At 70.5% G+C, this 16,554-nt stretch carries 10 protein-coding genes; 4 read left to right on the forward strand and 6 right to left on the reverse strand.

Features of this window, described 5'->3' with window-relative positions:
* Nucleotides 1-239: 239 nt before the first annotated feature.
* On the reverse strand, nt 240-1,340 hold the full coding sequence (locus tag F3L20_RS19115; RefSeq protein WP_167534558.1) for an NlpC/P60 family protein: 1,101 nt from the start codon (nt 1,338-1,340) through the stop codon (nt 240-242).
* A gap of 417 nt (nt 1,341-1,757) precedes the next feature.
* On the reverse strand, nt 1,758-2,144 hold the full coding sequence (locus F3L20_RS19120; protein ID WP_150155402.1) for a hypothetical protein: 387 nt from the start codon (nt 2,142-2,144) through the stop codon (nt 1,758-1,760).
* A 234-nt stretch (nt 2,145-2,378) separates the two neighbouring features.
* Between F3L20_RS19120 and F3L20_RS19125 the strand changes: the two genes are divergently transcribed.
* The gene (locus F3L20_RS19125) at nt 2,379-3,320 is read left to right on the forward strand and encodes a LysR family transcriptional regulator (protein ID WP_150155403.1); all 942 of its coding nucleotides are present in this window, start codon (nt 2,379-2,381) and stop codon (nt 3,318-3,320) included.
* A gap of 253 nt (nt 3,321-3,573) precedes the next feature.
* Here F3L20_RS19125 and F3L20_RS19130 read toward each other — a convergent pair whose 3' ends face one another.
* Nucleotides 3,574-3,777, reverse strand: coding sequence for a hypothetical protein (locus F3L20_RS19130; RefSeq protein WP_150155404.1), 204 nt, complete (start codon nt 3,775-3,777; stop codon nt 3,574-3,576).
* Nucleotides 3,778-4,453: 676 nt separating this feature from the next.
* On the opposite strand from F3L20_RS19130, the gene F3L20_RS34795 reads away from it, so the two are divergent.
* Both F3L20_RS34795 and F3L20_RS34800 read left to right on the forward strand, forming a co-directional pair.
* The gene (locus F3L20_RS34795) at nt 4,454-5,905 is read left to right on the forward strand and encodes a hypothetical protein (RefSeq protein ID WP_240810700.1); all 1,452 of its coding nucleotides are present in this window, start codon (nt 4,454-4,456) and stop codon (nt 5,903-5,905) included.
* Nucleotides 5,906-5,935: 30 nt separating this feature from the next.
* Nucleotides 5,936-7,687 carry an FG-GAP-like repeat-containing protein gene (locus tag F3L20_RS34800; RefSeq protein WP_240810701.1) on the forward strand — a complete coding sequence of 584 codons (1,752 nt, stop codon included), beginning with the start codon at nt 5,936-5,938 and terminating at the stop codon, nt 7,685-7,687.
* A 157-nt stretch (nt 7,688-7,844) separates the two neighbouring features.
* Here the strand turns inward: F3L20_RS34800 and F3L20_RS19140 are convergent, their stop codons facing one another.
* The 3 genes from F3L20_RS19140 to F3L20_RS19150 all read right to left on the reverse strand — a co-directional run bounded on the left by F3L20_RS19140 (nt 7,845) and on the right by F3L20_RS19150 (nt 15,210).
* Nucleotides 7,845-9,896: a phosphocholine-specific phospholipase C gene (locus tag F3L20_RS19140; protein WP_150155405.1), complete on the reverse strand. Its 2,052-nt coding sequence runs from the start codon at nt 9,894-9,896 to the stop codon at nt 7,845-7,847.
* 778 nt (nt 9,897-10,674) lie between these two features.
* Nucleotides 10,675-11,634: a glycoside hydrolase family 43 protein gene (locus F3L20_RS19145; RefSeq protein ID WP_150157413.1), complete on the reverse strand. Its 960-nt coding sequence runs from the start codon at nt 11,632-11,634 to the stop codon at nt 10,675-10,677.
* Between the two features lie 465 nt (nt 11,635-12,099).
* Nucleotides 12,100-15,210, reverse strand: coding sequence for a discoidin domain-containing protein (locus tag F3L20_RS19150; RefSeq protein WP_382681624.1), 3,111 nt, complete (start codon nt 15,208-15,210; stop codon nt 12,100-12,102).
* A gap of 382 nt (nt 15,211-15,592) precedes the next feature.
* Between F3L20_RS19150 and F3L20_RS19160 the strand changes: the two genes are divergently transcribed.
* Entirely contained in the window at nt 15,593-16,276 is a 684-nt protein-coding gene (locus tag F3L20_RS19160; protein ID WP_206338798.1) for a DUF2238 domain-containing protein, read from the forward strand.
* Nucleotides 16,277-16,554 lie beyond the last annotated feature (278 nt).

The following is a 16,554-nucleotide window of genomic DNA, read 5'->3' on the forward strand; positions in this document are numbered from 1 at the left end:
CACCTTGATGTGCGGAACGCACGAGTAACCACGGACGTCGCGCCGGGGTGAAGGCGCCTGGGGTGCCTGGTGGAAGGGTCGGCGGGCCGCGTGTGCCGCCCAGTCCAGGGGCGACGGCGTAACCAGCCTCTTTCGGCGTCGAGTCGACCACGCGATCCGCTTGGCCGACCGCGCGGGCTGCGCCCCGGCGACCCGGCTCCGACAGGAGCGAGGGATCGCCAGGGCGACGGAGCGGCGCGTCAGTACCAGCCGGTGCAGGCAATCGTCCCGCCCTTGCCGTTGGTGCCGCAGGCGCGCATCACCAGCCCGTTGTCGTTCCACTGGGTGGTGTACGCGTCGCCGCCCGAGGTGACCGTGGTGTAACCGAGCATCGGTTCCCAGGTCTGCCCGTTGTCGCTGCTGCGGTCGACCCAGATCTCGTCACCGACCGTGCCGCCGATGATGCGCCCCCAGGCGCACGCGGTCGTGCCGTTGTAACGCAGCTCCACGGTGCGGCCCCACACGGTGGTCGACTTGGCCGTCCACGCGCCCGCGGAATTCGGCTCGGTGCCGTCGCCGCACGACGTGTTCGAGTCGGCCCCGTCCAGCGTGCCTCCGATGGCCGCGTACTGCCCGCACGACGGTACGCCCGGGATGATCGCGGGGCCTTGCAGGAACAGGTTGCTCACCCAGCTGCGGTAGTCCGGCAGATAGGTCCAGACGTTGTTGACCATGCCGTCGACGGTGACCCGTTCACCCACCCGCTGGCACAGCGCCCTGACGGCGACGGAGATGCCGTTGCCGTTCTGCCACTTGACCGGGCTGCCGGTGTGGGAGTTCTCGCGCAGGTTGGGCTGGCCCCACGTCTTCACGTGCTGGCCGAGCCCGTCGTACTCCCAGACCGGGAACACGCCTGCGGTGTGCGGCCGGAACGCCCCCTGGTATCGGTCCCACCGGGCGTCCGCGACCCGAACGACGTCGCCCGAGTTGGGCGCCTCCACCACCTTGCCGTCGCCGAGGTAGAGCGCGACGTGCGTGATGCCCGTGCCGAAGTAGAGGATGTCCCCGGGCAGCAACGGGGCCTCGCCCTGCTCCTTGGTGAACTTGGTGTGGGCGTATCCCGGGTTCTGCCAGGTGGACTGCGTGGTGCGCTCGCTGACGATGTCCTGCCGGGTCGCCTTGTACCAGGCCCAGCGCACCAGCCCGATGCAGTCGAAGCTCCAGAGGTTGGGGTCCCCGTAGGACCGTGGGTCGGTCCAGTCGATCATGCCCTGGCTCGGGCCGGGAAGCCCCTGGGCGTGGCCGCCGCCCCACGCGTAGCTCCACCCGACATAGCGGCAGGCGACCTCCACCGCGTCCACCGCGGTAGCGCTCGCCCCCGGCTTCAGCGGCGCGCAGGCAGCCGCCGCCTTACCGACGGCTGTCGAGGCGGTGGCCGTAGGTGATGCCGTTGGCGCGGCAGCGGCGGCTGTCGTCGTGGCCGGCAGCCCCAGACAGGCCGCCGCCATCACCGCTGCGAGCAGCACTCTCAGCAGGTGCGTTCGGCCGAGTGGTCTTCGACCGTCGCTCCCTCGCTCACTCGGTCTCATCTCGTATCCCCGGTTTCTGATCGTGCCGTGGTCAATTGGCAGAGGAAGAAGTCGGCCTTCCATGCCCGTCCCAGTAGGCGGTCTTCGTCATGGGCAGGCAGGGCCGGCCTCTCGACCCCAGAGGCGGACCGCTCACGCACTTCGCCCGGACCTGCGCGCGCAGTACGCCGGATTCCCCTCGACGTCGTGTCAGCAGGTCGGCACGCCGTCGATCCAGTTGGTGGCGTTGTCGGTGTAGTAGCTGGCCATGTAGCCGCGATGGCCGCTCGAGGTGAGCACCCATACCCAGTACGGGTTGCCGCCGACGCTCTGCGCGCCTTCCTGCTGGCAGTACACCCACACCTGCGCGGGACTGCTCACCGTCGTCTGCACAGTGGGGCAGTTGGCGGCGGACGGGTACAGATAGCACTGCTCTCCGCCACCGGCACGGACGTTCACGCCGGAGGCCCAGACACCGTAGTAGCCCTCGCCGTGCCCGGTCGCTTGGGCGGAGCTCGCGGTGCCGAAGACGAGGCCGGCGGCGGCGACAGCCGTAGAAGCCACGGCCGCGGCGGCGGTCCTCACAGAACGAATCATGGTGCTGTCCCCCTGGGGATGGTCTGACAGTCGATGCCCGGCCGGCGTCCGTGGGCGCGCGCTGGGCAAGGCAACCGTTCGTTGCGGTTGACCGGGTTCGGGCCCGTTGAGTAGCGGCCCCGTCGACTATCACATGGGCAACGTGAGGAGGTCAGTGAACCGAGGGTGCATGATGTCTTGTGATTGATAACGAACTCGTTATGCCAGCAGGTTGGACGGGTGAAGGGGGACTCCGTGGGAGCGTCCAGGTCGAGGGAGCCGAGCATTCACCAGCTGCGGCTGTTTCTCACGCTGAATGAGGAACTCCATTTCGGGCGCGCAGCCGCGCGTTCGTTCATCACACAGCCGGCGCTGAGCCAGCAGATCCGAGAGCTGGAGAAGCGCTTGGGGGTAGCTGTGGTGGAGCGCTCGGGCCGGACGGTTCGTCTCACGGAAGCGGGGCAGGCACTGCTCCCCGAAGCTCGAGCGGCGGTCGGCGCTGTCGACCGGCTGCGGCGCGTCGCCGACGCCCAGGTGCGGCAGGTATCCGGTCGGCTCGTCGTAGGAACCATGGGAGCAGAAGCTTCCATGAAGCACACACGCTCCGTGCTCGGCCTGCTCCGCAACCGTCACCCGGGTATGACCGTGCAGCTGATCAATTTGGGCTTCGGCGATCATCTTGCCGCGCTGGCACAGCAGGAGGCCGATGTCGTCTTCCTCCGCCCGCCGGTGACGGACGACATAGAAGTGCACCACCTGGCCACGGAGCCGCGCGTGGCGTGTCTCGCCGCCGATCACCCATTGGCGGCCCTGCCCGCTCTCACGTTGGCCCACTTCTACGGAATGCCCGTGGTCGACATGCCGCAGCAGGTACCGCGCCTGTGGTGGGATTTCTGGGCGGTCGACCCGCGCCCCGACGGTAGCCGTGTCCGTTACGGACCGGTGGTCACCGACATGGAATCGTTGCTGCACACCGTGGCCGCCGGTGAAGCGATGTGCTTCCTGCCGGCGGCCGCTCGCGAGTACTTCGCCCGGCCGGGCGTCAAGTACGTCGACGTGGCCGACCTTGCGCCCTCCACGTCTGCCCTCGCCTGGTTGCGGGCAAGGCGGAGTGAAGCCACCGTCAGGGCTGTACGGCAAGCTGCCCGAGAGGCGATGACGCGCAGCGTCTGTGACCCGGAGACGATGCCCGCCTGAGCCCGTCATGAAGCGCAAGGGGCCGTCGCTCTGACAGGAGTCCGGATTTCCATGATCTGGCTTTGGGCGCGCCGCCGAAAGTCGACAGCGGTCCGCGTCCCGCACGATCAGGCGGGACACGGACCAACGGCGGGTCGTACCGGTCCGACCACATCCGCTGTCCACTCACCAGCCAGCCCTCCCGGAGGAACTTGGGCGCGTGGCGCGCCGCAGGAGCACCCGTCCTGCGCTCGCCGACGGCGACGCGACAAAGTCAAGCCTGCTTCTTCTCCTCGCGCATGAACTGCTTGACGAAGGCCGTGTTCCGCCTCATCGCCGAGCGGAGCTGCTGACGGTGCAAGCGGTCGCGTCCCTCCTCTACGACCTGCCGCCAGCCTTCCTTGCCGTCCACCAGGCGCCGGAGATCAGGAACTCGCGCCGGAGCGATCAGGCCGCGCTCCTCGGCCGGGGCCCTCATGGATGCCCTGGCCGAGGAGCGCGCGGAGGTTGGCGTTGCCCGCCACGGCGGGAATGTGAGTGTGGCGGGGTGTGTGCTGCACGACGTCTCGGCCTTGGCGGCCGTAGCCTCGCCGGTCGTGGCGGTGGTCGTGGTGGCGGGGGTGACTATGGACATGGGGGGATCTCCCTCACACGCGCGGTGTGTGCAGACGGATTGGCCGGGTCGGCGTGCCAGCTGAGGGCGGGTGGTGGTCGCCGCCCTGCGGTCGGCGGACCGCACCGTGACGGGGTGCGGGGCAGTCCCGCAACGCCCTCGGACAGTCGGCGGACCGGAGAGTGGAGTCGACCGGGGCAGCGGGCGGGTGGTCACCGCTCTCCTCCTGTCCCCCCGGCCCGGTGACCGCACCCTGAACCGGCTCACGCCAAGCCCCACAACAGGGCTGTGCACGCCAGGCGTTGGGTGTCGGCGCGCACCACGGCGCGGCCGAGGCGGGACCGGACGGCCGACGGGGGGAGACGGGCGCGGCGGCCCGGGCGTGGGGCGGCCCCCGACGCCATGTGGGGCACGTCGCCCCGGGGGTCCACCTCTGCCGCGCCGTGATCACCTCCTGCTACTGTCGCCCCTGCTCGCGCAGGACGAGCGGCGGCATCGTGATACGCCCCCCTGCGCGGCGCCCTGGGGAGGGACTTCACACGTGAATCGTCCGCCGGACAAGCGGGCCGTGCGCCGTCGGCGTGCGCTCGGCCGTACAGCTCTCACCGTCACGCTCGCCGTGACCGCCGGCATCGGCGCCGCCACGGGGGCGGCCACCGCCGCGGACACGACCGCGGCGTCCGCCGAACCTGTCGTCATCAGCCCCGGCGCCCGCTTCGTGCCCCGCGCCACTCTCGTCCTCAACACCGGCGAGACCGGCTTCCTCACCGCGCAGGAGGGCGACGACCGCCTCCGCTGGATCGACTACGCCACCGGCACGACGACCGTCCTCGACCACCGGCTGCCGAAGCCTCTCGCCTACGACGTGGACGACCTCCGCATCGCCGAGTACCCCGGGGAATTCGGCCACGGCTCCGACACGGTCGCCCTCTACGCGGCGTCCCCGTCTCCGCACGTGACGCTCCAGCAGCGGGCGGGCGACGGACCGGCGGTCACCGTCCCGATCCCGGAGGGCCAGTCGTACGTCGCCACCTACGGCGACACCGTCATCACCCGCACCGGCGCCGAGAACGCCGAAACGAGCCTGCACCTGCTGCGCACGGAGAACGGCCAGGTTCGGGACCATAAGCTGGAGGGCCTGCCGGAAGGCTGGAACCTCACCGTCGGCACCGGCGACTCCCGGTCCGTGGCCGTCCGCGCCATCAAGTGGGACGACACCACGATGTCCCAGGGGTGGTGGGTCGTCGACCTCGCCGCCGGCAAGGTGAAGACACTCTCCACCCACGGCGAGAGCGTCACCTTCGACCAGGACACCGTCTTCCACCTCGGCGCCCCGCAGTCCTACGCCGCCCAGGTGTACCGCCGCGACGACCTGGACGCGGAGCCGACCACCCTCGACCTGCGGGACGTCGGCGCGTACGACGACACGATCCTGCCCTTCGCCGACGGCTTCGCCACCGTGTCCCCGCCCAATCCCGGCGACAACCAGTACCGCGGCAACCACCTCGCTCTGGAGGACACCGAGGGCAACTGGCAGTCCCTGCTGACCGTCGCCTCCCCCTCGGTGCACCGCACGCCCGACGGCTCCCTGCTGGTGACCGGCGCCGAGAAGGACACCGACTACGGCCCGCTCGACTGGGGGTACTACCTCCTCACGCCCGCCGCCGACGGCACCGTCACCCGCAAGCGCGTCACGGCCATCGAGGACCGGGAGGCCGAACCGTTCGGCATCTCACTGGGCAGCGGCATCCTCACCACCGCCGACGACTCCAAGCTCTACATGCCGGGCACCTACGTCGGCGCCTACCGCAGCACCTGGCTGAAGACCTCCGGCCGCCCCGAGGAGCTGAACTCGACCGTCGACGGCCTCGTCAGCGGCCGCGACAGCGACTGCGGCGACAGCGAGAACGGCTACTGCGTGACCATGTTCGCCTCCGGCGCCGGGCACCACGGCCGCGAGGCCGGTACCGAGCAGGACGTCACCATGCTCTAACGCAACGGCGACTCCGCCTGGGGCCCGCGGGTGACCTCCGGACTCGGCGGCCCCGAACTCGTCGACCTGTCCGGCCGGTACGGCGTGGTGAATCAGGCCTGGGGCGGCTCGCAGGCCGTCCTGCGCTTCGAGAACGGCGACGCCGGAAGCGTCCTGGAGAAGCGGGAGATCGTCGCGTCAGCCGTGTGGGGCAACCAACTGTGGAGCGCCACCGGAAGCTGGGACGACCCCGGTCAGAACCTCTCGACCACGGTGACGGCGAAGAACCTGTCGACGGGCGCCGCGGGCGAGACCTTCGACGCCGGGTGCGTCCCCCGCGAACTGCAGGCCGTGGGGCGCTGGGTGTACTGGCAGTGCGAGGACTCCTGGCCCAACTACCGTGGCGGCGGCGTCTACGACCGGCAGGCCAAGCGCTCCCTGAAGGTCGGCACCGACAAGGCGCTCCTCGGGGACGGCTACCTGGTCCGCCAGTCGGGCACGACCGGCCTCACCCTCGTCGACCTGCACGGGGGTCTCCAGGCCGGTGCCACCGAGGCGGACCTGCCCCAGCGCGTCATCGTCACCGCGGCGGAACTGGGCGACCGGACCGTGCCCCGGGCCGGATGGACAGTGGACCGCTTCGGCGGACACATCGCCTACGCGGGTGCGGACCGCCGGGTGCGGATCGTCCCCTCGGGCGTCCCGGCCTCCCGCATCGCCGTCATCGACGCGGAGACGTCGTCCGCCCTGGACATCAAGGCCGGGAAGACCTTTACGTCGCGCTGGTGGCTGTCGAAGCCCGCCGCCTCCTGGACGCTGACCTTGAAGAACAAAGCGAGCGGCAGCACCGTGCGCACCCTGTCCGGCGGCGAGGTCCGCGGCCTCCTGTCGGCCTCCTGGGACGGCAAGGACGCGGCCGGGCGGTACGTCCCGAACGGCACCTATACCTGGACCGTGACCGCGAAGCCCGCCGACGGCGCCGGCGCCGACCTGTCCGTCTCCGGGACCGTGCCGGTCACCGGAGGCGCCGCCGTGTGGCGGGACATGGCGGGCGACGACGGCTTCGGCGACCTGCTGGCGACGGACTCCGCCGGGGCCGTATGGATGTACCGGGGTACCGGGACCGGCGGAGTGAACTCCCGCACCGCTGGGACCGCCGGGGCGTTTGCCGCCGGCTCGGTGATCGTGCCCGTCGGCGACGTGGACGGCGACCGGTGCGCCGACGTTCTGGTCCGGTTGGGCAACGAGCTGCGGGCCTACCGCCCCGGCTGCGGCAAGGTCGTCGGCGCCTCGTCGCCGTACACGGTGATCGGCCAGGGCTGGGGCCAGTACGACCAGCTGACGTCACCCGGCGACCTCAACGGCGACGGCCACACCGACCTGATCGCCCGCCAGACCACGACCGGCGACATCTACTTCTACGCGGGCACGGCGGACCACCGTCTCAAGACCCGGGTGCGGATCCAGGCGAACTGGAAGCTGTACAAGTGGATCACCGGCGCCGGTGACCTGAACGGCGACGGACGCGGCGACCTGCTCGGCCAGGACTCCGCCGGTGTCCTGTGGCGGTATTACGGCACCGCCGCCGGCAGCGTGACCAGGCGGGAGAAGGTCGGCGGCGGCTGGAACGCCTACTCCGCCCTCGTCGGCACCGGCGACCTCTCCGGCGACGGCCGCACCGACCTGCTGGCCCGCGACACCGCCGGGAGGCTGTGGCGGTACGCGTCCACGGGAAACGGCACGTACAGCAGCCGGGTGCTGGTCGGCGCGGGCGGCTGGAACACGTTCAAGGGCCTGTACTGACCCGAGCGCGGAAAGACGAGGACGGCCCCCATCGTGATATTCACGCCGGGGGCCGCCCTCGTTCCTGCCGCCTCACATCTCAGGCGTACGAACGCGAACCGCGGCCGGAGGACCGGCGTGGGTGCCCCGGCCGCGCGACCGGGGCACCTCACCACGGCTACGCGGTGATGATCGCCGGGTCGCTCACGCCCGGCTGTCCGTTCTCGACGTGCCCCGCGAACCGGCGCAGGAAGGCCTTGTCGCCGTCGACGGTGACGGTCAGGTCGTACCAGCGGCGGCTTCCGGCGAGGTCGACGGTCCGCCGCACGGTCGCGCCCGGGCGGACCGTGACGGCCGAGGGCTTACCGCCGTAGCCGTCGGCGATTCGCAGCCGTGCCGTGCCGGTGCCGCTGTGGGTGAAGGTCAGCTCGAGGTCGTCGCCCCGGTGGCGGGCTGTGACCTCGCAGCCGGCTGTGCTGTTCGAACCCTTGAAGACGCGCACGAAGCCGTTCGGGCCGTGCACGGTCAGGTCGTAGGAGCCCGCGGAGTAGGCGGAGTTCCAGGTGTCCCGGAGCGTCCGGCCGGCCTCGGTGGTGTACGTCCACGGACCGTCGGCGCGGTTGCCGGAGGTGACGTGGAAGGCAGCGCCGGCCTGCGGCCCGGAGGCGAAGGTGAGGGTGAGCTTCCCGGCGGCCGCGTCGACGGAGGCGTCGACGTGCGGGGCGTACTTCAGCGGCCGGGAGCGGCGCAGTCCGCGCTCCTGGCGGGGCATGCGCGGGTCGGCGGGCGGGGTGGGCCTGTAGTCGGGGTGGCGTTCGCGGTCCTGCGGCTCGTACGCGTCGGTGCCGGGCAGCGGGGCCGGGCGCGCGTCCTTGCGGGAGAAGTCGAACGCGGCCGTCAGGTCACCGCAGATCGCCCGGCGCCACGGCGAGATGTTCGTCTCGCGCACGCCGAAGCGGCGTTCCATGAAGCGCAGGATCGAGGTGTGGTCGAGGGTCTCGGAGCAGACGTAGCCGCCCTTGCTCCAGGGCGAGACGACCAGCATCGGCACGCGCGGGCCCAGCCCGTAGGGGCCCGCCGTCCTGCGGCCGTCGCCCGGGAAGAGGTCGGGGGTGACGTCGACGGTGGACAGGCCGCGGGAGGCGTCCTTCGGCGGCAGCGGCGGCACGACGTGGTCGAAGAAGCCGTCGTTCTCGTCGTAGGTGATGAACAGGGCCGTCTTCGACCAGACCTCGGGGTTGGAGGTGAGGGCGTCCAGGACCTGGGCGATGTACCAGGCGCCGTAGTTCGAGGGCCAGTTGGAGTGCTCGGAGAAGGCCTCGGGGGCGGCGATCCAGGAGATCTGGGGCAGCTTTCCGGCCTTGACGTCGGCGCGCAGGTGGTCGAAGTAGCCGTCGCCGTTCTTGACGTCGGTGCCGGTGCGTGCCTTGTCGTACCAGGGGTCGCCGGGCTGGGCGTTGCGGTACTTGTCGAAGTACAGCAGGGAGTTGTCGCCGTAGTTGCCGCGGTAGGCGTCCTGGATCCAGCCCCAGGAGCCGGCCGCGTCCAGGCCGTCGCCGATGTCCTGGTAGATCTTCCAGGAGATGCCGGCCTGCTCCAGACGCTCGGGGTAGGTGGTCCAGCCGTAGCCGAGTTCGGCGTTGTCCAGGACCGGGCCGCCGCCGCTGCCGTCGTTGCCCGTGTAGCCGGACCACATGTAGTAGCGGTTCGGGTCGGTGGAGCCGATGAACGAGCAGTGGTAGGCGTCGCAGACGGTGAAGGCGTCGGCGAGGGCGAAATGGAAGGGGATGTCCTCCCGGGTCAGGTACGCCATCGTCGTGGTGCCCTTGGCGGGCACCCACCGGTCGTACTTGCCGCCGTTGTAGGCCTGCTGGCCGTCCGGCCACGAGTGCGGCAGGCCCTCCAGGAACTGCATGCCGAGGTCGTCGGCGTCCGGGTGGAAGGGCAGGAGCTCCTTGCCGTCCTTCTCCTGGTGCCAGACCGGTTTGCCGTTGCCGAGCGTGACCGGGCGGGGGTCGCCGAAGCCGCGGACACCTCTCAGGGTGCCGAAGTAGTGGTCGAAGGAGCGGTTCTCCTGCATGAGGACGACGATGTGCTCGACGTCCTCGATCGACCCGGTGCGGTGGTTGGCCGGCAGGGCGGCGGCGCGCTGGATGCTGGCGGACAGGGCACTGAAGGCCGTGGTGGCACCCGCGAGTTGGAGAAAGCGGCGCCGGTTGACTTCGGACATGTGGAACTGACCTCTCATCGTGAGGTGCGGGACGACCTGAACGTGACGGAATCTGCGCGGAAGGAGTGTTTCAGGGGCACCAAACGCCAAGGAAGGGGCGCGTGACAGGGGTGTGAAAGTCGCCGGTACGGAGGATGCGGCAGCGCGCTCCCCGCGAGGGTCCGGGTCGTGACCGAGGCGCGGACGGCCAAGACCGTGCCCTTCCGGGTAAGGCGGACGAGTCGCTTGTAGCAGCACAGGGCTGCCGCGAGTCCGAGAGACCTCCCATAAGCCGTCCGGCACGATCCCGCTTCTCCTCGCCGGCCGCGTGCAGAAGCGGCGCCACGTACGGCTACAGCTGAGGAGCGGCAGGGCAGAGCGCTCGGGCTCGCTGCTGTGCCGCGCGAACGCCGCCCGCGTCCTCAGCACCGCACGGTCTGGCCAAGACCACTCCGTCGTGGTGACCATCGGCAACCGGGTCCCCGCCCGAGTGGGGCGCGCACACCTTCCTGTCGGCCCCCAAGGCGAACCCGAAGGCCCTTCGATCGGCAATCGGTGAGGGCCCTTCAGGTGTTCAGACTGCGGTGGTGAAACCCCTGCCGGGATTCCGGCGTGCCGGCACCGGCTGCGGAAGTGGTCAGGCACCCGACGGGCAACGCAGCGATGACCGTCTTGTCGGGGACCGCGGAGGTGGCGAAGGTGTTGCGTGGAGCGCCTCGCCCGAACCGTCCACGTTCGCCGGCGCCCTGTCACCGGGAGCGTCAAGGACCAGTTCGTACACCACCGATTCTTCTTCTGCCTACTCGAAGAACTTCAGGCTGTAGCCCGCATCGGTCGTGCTCCCGGGAACGTTGGCGCGCCGGTAGGTGGTGTTGCTCCACCAGACCGCCGTACCGGAGTACCAGTAGCGGTTGGACCACGAGTACGGGGTGCCCTTGGCGACCGCGTGGTACAGGGTGGGGAAGCGGTTTCCGGAGGGCGGAGCGGCGTTGACGTCGCCCCGGGGCAGGATGAACGAGTGGTGGCCGGGTCCGTCGACGTTCACGGTCGGAGTCCAGCCGGACATCATGGACGGCGCGTGCGAGCCGAAGAGGCAGCCGTTGCTCTTGTACCAGTCCCAGACGTACGTGGGGTCGCCGCCTGCCCGCAGCCGCAGGTCGGCGATGCAGTACTTGTCACTCCAGCTGCCGTTCGCGGAGTAGACGACGTGCAGCCGCCCGGAGGGGTCGACGACAGGCTGGGGAGCTTCGTTGATGTACGGGTTGCCCACGACCCGCTCCCAGGGCTCGCGCGGCTGCGAGATGACGTACCGGCCGCCGGTGGTCGCGGTGGGGCTGCTCATCCGGGCGATGTAGAGGTTCTGTTCGACGTTGGTGTCGTCGGACCAGCCCGACCATACGAACCAGCGCTGCCCGTTGTAGGTGAAGGGCGCCCCGTCGATGGCCCACTTGTCGCCGGGCAGGGACACCTTGACGGCCCCGGAGTAGCCGGACGTCGGGTTGGCCGACCCTATGTGGTACATCCGGTGGGCCGCGCCTCGACCGGCGGCGAAGTAGATCCGGTACTGGCCGTCGTGGTGCACGATCTCCGGCGCCCACACCTCGCCCAGGCCGGCGGTGTCCCGCCACACCTGGTGCTTGGGCGCGGTGGCCACGGCCTCCGGGGTGGCGGCCGTGCGCACCGCAATCCCGCCGTCCACGGCTTTGGCCGAGACATACAGGTCGCCCACCTTGATCACAGTCGGGTCCGCCCCGCCCACCAGGGAGCGTCCCAGCGTTGAGGGCTGATCCGACACGGTCACTGCCCGGTTCGTCGCGTCCCTGTCCGTCTCCTGGGCGCGCCGGTCGGTAGGCTGCTCGTCCGGCTGGGCAGCGAACGCGGCCTGCCCGAGTGCGAGGAGCCCGACGAGCCCCAGCGGAACGGCACCGGCAAGCCAACGCGAAGCGCGCATCAGTTCTCCTCGTGTATGTACATGACATGAGTGAGAGCGCTCTCAACGGTTGCGTCGGCGGGTAGCCCTGTCAAGAGGAAGGGCGCGGCTGATACGCATCAACAGGTGCAGTGCCGATCATGTGCGAATGGGCGCCCAACTCAGGCGTCTGGGGTGGTGATCGGCTGGCGGACCCACCCGCACGAGGGCCCTCCCGGCCGACAGCAGGGTGTCGGGGGAAGGGAGGGCCGCACTACGTCGTGGGTGAACCATCGGCCTGAAGCGGGCCTGGTGTCACTGCAGGGACAGGTGGATCAGGCGGCCACCGCCCTCGTGTCCCGCGTCGGTCGCCAGGGCCACGTAGCGGGCGGTGATGTCCGTGCTGAGGTGCCGGTCGCGGCCACGGCCCGTGAGCTGACCGGCCGGGGTGTAGGTGAGGCCGTCACTGCTGAACTCGACGCGCAGCCCCGGCACGTGTCCGTTCGTCCATTCCGTGCGGATGTCGCGGACACGGAGCCGGCCGCCGAGGTCGACGACCAGGCGGCCGTTCGGACCGGGCGTCCACGCCGTCGCCGGATCACCGTCGACAGCGGCGGACGGGTCCGACATACCCGGCGGCAAGGGGCTGGTCGGGAACACCGTGCAACCCAGCGCCAGATTACGCAGAGGGTAGGCGGTGGCCCGCTTCACGGTGACCGCCGTGGTGCGGCCGGCCTTGACCACCGCCACTTCACTGCGCCCTTGGGCGGTCACCTGCACACGGCAGGCGGGCCCCGTGAGTTCGACCGTCGTGCCGTCGACCACGCGCGCCCGCAGACCCGCCGGCAGAAGCCGGCCGTTGAGCGGGCGTACGGTCAGCCGTGGCGGCAGCAGCCGGGCTTCCGCCGCGTCGAGTTCGGCGTCGTAGGCGGTGCCGCCGTCGGTGAGGGTCTGGAGTCCCTCGAACAGCAGCCTCGCGGGGCCGGTCTGCGGTACGTCGACACGCGTCGTGACGGGCTCGTCCGACAGGTTGAACAGGCTGAGGTGATCGTCGGTGAGGGCGGCGCGGACGGCTTCGGCCTCCGTTCGTGGCACGGGTGTCGCGGCCCGCTCGCGCAGGCTACGGGACGAGGCGCCGGGGAGTCCCTCGACCAGGAGGGGTGCGGCCGGGCCGTCGGCCAGGATGATCTCGTCCTGGTGGACCGTCAGGTTGGAGGCGGCCCCCCGCACCACCAGGCCTGCGCGGCCGTCGACGTCCAGCCATCCGCCCCGGCTGGTGACGTCGGGCACCGGCCAGAAGGCGAGGTCGTCCCACTGGAGTCCGTCCGCCGAACCCTGCACCGTGTAGGCGCGTCCCGCGGCGGCCTCCCAGCGCAGGGTGACCCGGTCCACCTCGTGCGGGGCCCCGAGGTCGACAGCCAGCCAGCTGTCCGCCCGGGGGCGGTCGCCCCGTGACACCGCCCAGCGGGTGGTCGTGCTGCCGTCCACCGCCAGCGCCGGTTCCCTGCCGGTGTCGTGGGAGGAGGCGGTGGCCGTACCGGTCCGGGCCAGATCGGCGCCGTCCGCGCCGTCGCGCGCTTCGAACGCGAAGAGCGAGTATCCGTAGGCGGGGTCGGGTCGCACACCGAGCATGCGCAGGTGCCGCACCTCGGTGCGCGCGAACGTCACCTCGTCGACGCGCGCGGCCGGCGTGGCCGGCCGGGAGTCGGCCGAGGCCACGGTGGCGCTTCCCTCGGCGAAGCGGTAGGTCCGCGTCCCGGTCAGACCGGGCACGCCCGGCATCGTCAGATTGTGGATCTCCAGGTGTCCCTCCCCCGCAGCGACACCCGACGTCGCATACACGACGGCACCGGTGGGAAGCGTGGTGAATCCGGCGTACCCGGACCCCACCTGGAGCATCGTGGCGCTGCCGTCGAAGCCGTCCCGGCTCCCGCGGTAGGTCCGCACCCGGCGTTGCGTCGCCTTGAGGGATGTCGTCGGCAGGAACATCGGCGTGGACCCGCTGAGCTTGAAGAGCCAGTCGTCGTGACCGGGTTGCCAGGCGAACTTCACGAAGCCGGGCTTGGTCACGGCACCCGCCCATGCCCCGGGCGTCTGGTGCGACACCAGGCCGGGCCCGGAGCCGAAGTCGGTGACGCCCGCGGCGTGTTCGAACAGTTCGTCCGTGGAGAGAGGGCGGACCGTACGACCCTGTTCGTTCGCCCACAGGTGCAGGAGGTAGCTGATGGCGACTTCCGCTCGGGCCTCCGGCTCGTACTTCGGCTCACCCGAGAACTTCGCGATCCGGAATTCCGGCGGGTAGCTCTGGTACGCCTCCAGTCGCTCCGCCAGGGCGACTTCCGCGCGGGCGGCAGCCCTGTCCCCCACCACCTGGGCGAGGAACGCGAGCGGGATGACGTCGCGGCCGTAGAGGTGCTCCCGGTCGTTGACCATCGGCATCAGCGGCTCACCGGCGTCGCTCATGACGCCGAGGAGGGTGCTCCACAGCTGATCGGCGTTCGGTTGGTTGGTGAGCACCTGGGGCAGCGGCCGGCCCGCGGCGATGAAGTGGGCGGCGTTACGGCCCGAGGTGCGCCACAGCTCCTCCTGGTAATGGGGGCCGAACGAGCCGTGATTCTCGACGATGAAGGTGTCGTACAGGTTGCGGGCGGTGTTGTCCGAGACGGGAGCCCCGTCCACGCGCGCCGGGTTCGCCAGGTCCGCCTGGGGCAGTCCGGCCTCGTTGCGCGACCACGCACCGAAGGCTGTGGCCCAGTCACCGTGCCGTGGGTCGTCCACGGCCCAGGCCAGGCCCGGGGCCAGGGACTGCGCGTAGACACCCATTTCCTCGAGCTTGGTGTCTCCTTCGTGGCCGCCGAGCAGGCCCCGAGGGGTCCAGCTGCCCGAGGCGGGGTCGTTTCCCGTGCCCAACGCGGTGGTGTGGGCGGCCTGTTCACGGGCGATGGTGTCGACGCGGGAGCGAGTGGTCTCGTCGAGGTCGTCCCACAGCAGCCGCGCGGCGAGAACGAAGTACAGCTGGAACGTGGTGTCGAAGAACAGTGTCCGGCCCCACTGGGTGCCGCCCGTCAGTCTGTTGGATGCGGCGAAGTGCTTGATGGTCGCTATCGTCCGAGCCTTGAGGACCTGCTTCTCCGTCCCCGCTCGGACCTCGTCGTAGTTGCCGCGGGTGAGCAGGACCGCATGGCCGAGTACGACGGCGAAGCTGAAATCCTTGTTCGTGTAGTAGCCGCGGGCCGCGTCCCACTGGGTTTCCGTCCAACGGGTGTGGTTCAGCAGGACGCGGTGATAGATGTCCGCCACCGGGTCGGATGCCGTGCCGCTCCGGTGTTGTCCGTGGGCCTGAGCTGTGCCGCTGCCCATGGCGAGAGGCAGGGAGGCCAGCGCACTCGTGGCGCCGAGGAGTTGGATGAAGCGGCGACGGTCCATGGGGGATCTCGGCAGCACGCGCGGCACCTCTCGGTCAGACAACGTTGTCAGGCAATGGCGTGAATTCTTCGGTCCGCCCGTCGATACGTCAAGAGGTTGCCCAGGCACACGGTGAGCAGGGTGCGCGTCACGCGCCTCCAGCGGACTTGCGGATCCGGCTTCGGGCCGGCGGCCGCCTTGCGAGCGGTCGCGGCAGCGGCCGCGTGGTCCGGATCGGTGATGATCGGGTGGCGAGCCCAGTTGTGGGCATGGCGGGCGTCCCCCGGTCCTCCCGCTGAGGTCCCAACCCGCCCCCCCACTCGGCAGATGAGTAGGCGCACTCATGCCGGGATTCGCGACGACCCCGAGGATGGCGGCAGTACACAGACACGAGGAGCACACGATGTCCGCCACCAACATGTCCGTCAACCCGGCGCCGTCGGACGCACCGCCGGCCCTCGGCGGTCCAGGTAGCCGCCTGCCCGCCGTTCTCGTGGCCGTCGTCGCCGCAGCGCTCATGGTGTCGGCGTGGGGTGCCAAGGACCCGACCACCTGGCTGCTGGAGACTGTCTGGGTGATGGTGGGCCTGCCCCTGGCGATCCTCCTGCGAAGGCGGTTCCCGCTGAGCGGCCTGCTGTGTGGTCTGCTCGGCGTTCACGCGCTGGTCCTGATCGTGGGTGGGCACTACACCTACGCGGAAGTCCCGGCCGGTGACTGGGTGCGCGATTGGTTCGGCCTGGAGCGCAATCCCTACGACCGCTTCGGCCACCTCATGCAGGGCTTCGTCCCGGCGATCCTGGTCCGGGAACTCCTGGTCCGCACCTCACCGTTGCGCGGCAGCCGCTGGCTCGCCCCGCTGACGGTCTGCGCCTGCCTCGCCTTCAGTGCCGTCTTCGAGATGCTGGAGTGGGCTGCGGCCGTGATCGGCGGACAGGCCGCCGACGCGTTTCTGGCCACTCAGGGCGATGTCTGGGACACCCAGTGGGACATGTTCTGCGCGCTGATCGGCGCCACCTGCTCACTGCTGCTCCTCAGCCGCCTACACGACCGCAGCCTCACTCGCCTGCCATTTGCGGCGAAGGGCTGAGCCAAGTCCTTCTGCCCGGCGTGGCGTGCGGAGCGAGGAGCCGTGCGGTGACGGCTGCGAGGTGTGCCCGAGCTGCACATAGGAGATGCGCTCTCGGCGGTGATACGGCCGCACTCGAACCCTGACCCAAAGTGGGGCCCGATGGCACACCCGGGCGCTCGTCCGCAGCATCGACCCTGCTGGCCCCACCTCGGCCCTACGACGGCACGTAGAGCGGGAAGGTGCTCGTGGCGGCTGTCTCCCGATGGGCCGGCGCCAGGCCGATCCGGCGTCACCAG

The sequence above is a fragment of the Streptomyces tendae genome (assembly GCF_008632955.1).
Lineage (GTDB): Bacteria > Actinomycetota > Actinomycetes > Streptomycetales > Streptomycetaceae > Streptomyces.